Genomic DNA, 4064 nt, shown 5'->3' on the forward strand with positions numbered 1-4064 from the left:
GCGTCACACCCTCAGCACGCGCCACCTCCACCAACCGCGCATGAACCTCCGCCGGAACCTCCAGCGACACGCGGTGACCACGGTGGGACGCCACCACCGGACGCGGCCGGTCGAACGGCAGAGCCAGCTCCTCCGGGGCACCCGACAGCGCATCACGCCAGTAGCCGACCTGGCGGGCCATCAGACTCTCCGGGTCCTGCTCGTCACCCAGCAGCTCCCGCTGCCACAGCGCGTAATCCGCATACTGCACCGGCAGCGGCTCCCACACGGGCACCCGGCCCTCGGACCGTGCTTCGTATGCGGTCACGATGTCCCTGGCCAGAGGGTCCACGGACCAGCCGTCACCGGCGATGTGGTGGATCAGGATGAGCAGTACCTGCTCGTCCGGTCCGGCCACGAACAGCGAAGCGCGGAAGGGAACGTCCGCCGACAGGTCGAAGGCGCGGCCCTCGGCCTCGGCCACCACCTCGTCCAGCGCATCGGGCGTGACCTCCACGACCTGCATCTCCCAGGCCAGGTCGTCGACGTCCACGATCCGCTGGTACGGCTCGCTCTCGCCGGCCGCGTACACCGTCCGGAGCACTTCGTGCCGTCCGACGACGTCGCGCAGCGCGGCGCCCAGGGCGTCTCGGTCCAGGCCGGGGGGCAGCTCCAGCCGGAAGGGGATGGTGTACGTGGAGCTCGGCCCCTCCAGTTGGTCGATGAACCACAACCGCTGCTGGGCGAAGGACAGCGGCGGACGCTCCGGCCGTTCGCCGGCCGTGAGCGCGAGCCGAGCACCGGCCGTGTCGGACAGCCGCGACGCCATCCCGGCCACCGTCGGCGTCTCGAAGAGCATCCGCAGCGGCACCTCGACACCGAGGATCGTGCGCACCCGGCTGATCAGCCGCACGCCGAGGAGCGAGTGCCCGCCGAGCGCGAAGAAGTCGTCGTCCACGCCCACCCTCTCCAGGCCGAGGACCTGCGCGAACGCGGCGCACAGCAGCTCTTCCCGGAGCGTCGCCGGGGCACGGCCGGCCCCGGACGTGTACGCGGGGGCCGGCAGGGCCCTGCGGTCCAACTTGCCGTTCACCGACAGCGGCAGCGTGTCCAGCACGACCACCGCGGCCGGGACCAGGTATTCCGGCAGACGGGACGCCGCGAACTCCTGGATGTGCTGCGGGAGTACGGCGGACCCGGCCTCCGGGACCACGTAGGCGACCAGTCGCAGATCACCGGGGACGTCATCACGGGCGACCACGGCGGCCTGTGCGACCTGCGGGTGCCCGGCAATGATGGCCTGGACCTCGCCCGGTTCGATCCGGAAGCCACGGATCTTCACCTGTTCGTCGACGCGGCCCAGGAACTCCACCGCACCGTCCGTGTTCCAGCGCGCCAGGTCGCCCGTGCGGTACAGCCGCTCGCCGGAGGCGAACGGGGAGGCGACGAACCGCTCCGCCGTCAGCCCCGGACGGCCCACGTAGCCGCGGGCCAGCTGCACGCCCTCGATGTACAGCTCACCGGCCACGCCGACCGGCACCGGGGCCAGCCTGTCGTCCAGCACATAGAGCCGTGTGTTGGCGACCGGCCCGCCGATCGGCACCACGGCTCCGCCGGTACCCGGCTCGCAGTGCCAGGCCGTGACGTCGATCGAGGCCTCGGTCGGCCCGTACAGGTGGTGCAGCTCGACACCGGGAAGGAGCGCGAAGAACCGGTCTCGCACGAAGGGGGTCAGCGACTCGCCCCCGCACATCACGCGCCGCAGTACCGCAGCCGTCTCCGGCGCGGCAGGATCCGCCAGGAATGCCTCCAGCATCGACGGCACGAAGTGCATCGTCGTCACCCCGGCCTCGCGCACCAGAGCGGCAAGGTAGGCCGGGTCCTTGTGCCCGTCGGGGCGCGCCACGACCAGGCCCGCGCCCACGGTCAGGGTCCCGAAGAACTCCCACACCGACAGGTCGAACCCGAATGCCGCCTTCTGCAGTACCCGGTCCTCGGTGGTGAGCCCGAACCGCTCCTGCATCCAGGCCAGGCGGTTCACGACTCCCTCGTGGGACACCACGACCCCCTTGGGCCGGCCCGTCGATCCCGACGTGAAGATCACATATGCCGGGTGCGACGGCAGCACCTCCACACCCGACGACGTTCCCGGCAGCCCCGCCAGCTCCGCGGCCACCGCGGGCTCGTCCAGCACCACCACCGGCACGCCGTCCGGCATCGCACCGGCCACGGTCCGCGAGGTGACCGCCGCCACCGGCGCGGCGTCCGCCAGCACGACCGCGATCCGCTCGGCGGGGTTCGCGGGGTCGACCGGCAGATAGGCACCGCCGGCCTTCGCCACTGCGAGGAGGGCCACGACCGTGTCGACGCCGCGCTCCAGCGCCACCGCGACGATCGACTCCGGACCGACACCACGGCCGGCCAGCAGCCGCGCGAGACGGTTCGCCCGCTCGTCCAGCTCCGCGTACGACACTTCCATGCCCTCGAACACCACCGCCACCGCGTCCGGGGTCCGGGCGACCTGCGCCTCGAACAGCTGCGGCAGCGTCGACGGCTCGACCTCCATGGCCGTGTCGTTCCACTCCACCAGCACCCGGCGGCGCTCGGCCGCGTCGAGCACATCCACCGCGCTCAACCGTGCCTGCGGGTCGGCGGCGACCGCGGCCAGGACGTGAGCGAAGCGCACCGCGATCCGCTCGACCGACTCCGCCTCGAAGAGGTCTGCCGCAGCGACCAGGCCACCGTGGAGCCCTGCCGGGCGGCCGTCGGTGTCGAAGGCCTCACCGAGGCCGAACGCCAGGTCGTACTTCGACCACACGCCCGCCGACGGCGCCCCTCCCACGCGTGCTCCGGCGAGATCCAGATCGGCCGCCTTGTTGTTCTGCAGCGTCAACGACACCTGGAACAGCGGGTGTCGTGCCATGGAGCGGCTCGGGGCGAGCTCCTCGACCAGCTTCTCGAACGGCACGTCCTGGTGGGCGAAGGCGGACAGACCCACCTCGCGCACCCGGGCGAGGACGTCCACGAACGTGGGGTCGCCGGTCAGGTCGGTCCGCACCACGAGGGTGTTGACGAAGAAGCCGACCAGGTCGTCGAGGGCCTCGTCCGTACGGCCGGCGTTGGCCGTGCCGATCGGGATGTCCGTGCCGGCGCCGAGGCGGTTCAGCAGGACCGCCAGGGCCGCCTGGAGCACCATGAACATGGTCGCCCCCTCGGCCCGCGCCACGTCCGCCAGCCGGGCGTGGACGTCCGCGGGGATGTCCAGCGAGGCGTCGTACCCACGGCGGGAGGGCACCGCAGGGCGAGCGTGGTCGACCGGAAGGTCCAGCTCCTCGGGGATGCCGTCCAGGGCCGTCTTCCAGTAGTCCGCCTGGCGGCCCGCCACACTGTCGGGGTCCTGTTCGTCGCCGAGCAGCTCACGCTGCCAGAGCGCGTAGTCCGCGTACTGGACCGGCAGCGGCTCCCATTCCGGTGCCCGGCCCTCGCGGCGTGCCGCATAGGCGACGGACAGGTCCCGTGCCAGCGGCGCGGTCGACCAGCCGTCGCTCGCGATGTGGTGCAGGACGACGGACAGCACCTGAACCGCGTCGGTGTCCGTCTCCGTCTCGAAGAGCCATGCGCGGATCGGCACCTCCCGGGTGAGGTCGAAGGCGTGCCCGGCCGTCTTCTCGACCTCGGCCTCGAGCTCGCCCGGCGGCACCGGAACGACCTGGATCTCCCAGTCCAGCTGCGCGGCTTCGGTGATCCGCTGGTACGGCTCGCCGTCGATCGCAGGGAACACGGTGCGCAGGACCTCGTGGCGGCCGATGACGTCCCGGAAGGCCGCGTTCAGCGCCTCGCGGTCGATGTCGGCGGGCAGCCCGAGGACCACGGGGACGTTGTACGAAGGGCTCGACTCCTCCAGCTGGTTGATGAACCACAGTCGCTGCTGGGCATGGGAGAGGGGGAGGTGGTGGGGGCGGGGCATCGGGGTGAGGGCGGCGCGGGCGTTGTCGGCGCCCGCGAGTCGGGCCGCGAGTCCGGCGACGGTCGGCGCCTCGAACACGGTACGGATCTCGGTCTCGACACCCAGCACGGTCCGGATC

The 4064-nt window shown here is 72.0% G+C and carries 1 protein-coding gene; it reads right to left on the reverse strand.

Going from position 1 to position 4064, the window contains the following annotated elements:
* On the reverse strand, positions 1-4064 hold a 4064-nt coding region (locus tag AC068D_RS35575), incomplete at both ends, for an amino acid adenylation domain-containing protein (RefSeq protein WP_478827290.1).

Source organism: Streptomyces sp. NPDC043861 (assembly GCF_056435905.1).